The sequence below is a fragment of the Shewanella sp. 10N.286.45.A1 genome, from assembly GCF_041470405.1.
Classification (GTDB): domain Bacteria; phylum Pseudomonadota; class Gammaproteobacteria; order Enterobacterales; family Shewanellaceae; genus Shewanella.
In genome coordinates, this window is sequence record NZ_JBFRMK010000341.1 from 1 (window position 1) to 1,010 (window position 1,010).

The window sequence follows — 1,010 nt, forward strand, 5'->3', positions numbered from 1 at the left end:
GCGAAGCGTAAACCTTCGTCCATCGCGATTGGGCAGATTAGTGTTACTGTCATAGCAACGTTGTCACCAGGCATTACCATCTCTACGCCTTCTGGCAATTCGATAGTACCGGTTACGTCAGTTGTACGGAAGTAGAACTGTGGACGGTAGCCTTTGAAGAATGGAGTATGACGTCCACCTTCTTCTTTAGACAGAACGTAGATTTCTGACTTGAAAGTTGTATGTGGAGTGATTGAACCAGGAGCAGCAAGAACCTGACCACGCTCAACATCTTCACGCTTAGTACCACGTAGAAGAACACCACAGTTCTCGCCAGCACGACCTTCGTCAAGAAGCTTACGGAACATTTCAACACCAGTACAAGTAGTCTTAGTGGTATCTTTGATACCAACGATTTCTACTTCTTCACCAACTTTGATGATACCGCGCTCTACACGACCAGTTACTACTGTACCACGGCCTGAGATTGAGAATACATCTTCAATTGGAAGAATGAATGCACCATCGATTGCACGCTCTGGCTCTGGGATGTAAGTATCTAGAGCTTCAGCTAGTTCAATGATTTTTGCTTCCCACTCTGGCTCGCCTTCTAGGGCTTTAAGCGCAGAACCTTGGATAACTGGTAGGTCATCACCTGGGAATTCATATTCAGAAAGAAGTTCACGAACTTCCATTTCCACAAGCTCAAGAAGCTCTTCATCGTCAACCATGTCACACTTGTTCATGAATACGATAATGAATGGTACGCCAACCTGACGTGAAAGCAGGATGTGCTCACGTGTTTGTGGCATTGGACCATCTGTAGAAGCAACTACTAGAATCGCGCCGTCCATTTGAGCAGCACCAGTAATCATGTTTTTAACATAATCGGCGTGACCAGGACAATCTACGTGTGCGTAGTGACGTGATGGAGTGTCATATTCGATGTGAGAAGTATTAATTGTAATACCACGCTCGCGCTCTTCAGGAGCGTTATCGATTTGTGCGAAATCTTTAACTTCACCACCGTA

The 1,010-nt window shown here is 45.4% G+C and carries 1 protein-coding gene; it reads right to left on the reverse strand.

Annotation, left to right across the window (positions count from 1 at the left end; all coding sequences use genetic code 11):
* Positions 1-1,010, reverse strand: a 1,010-nt coding sequence (tuf, locus tag AB4238_RS20785) for an elongation factor Tu (RefSeq protein ID WP_372035364.1), incomplete at both ends; no start/stop codon positions are given.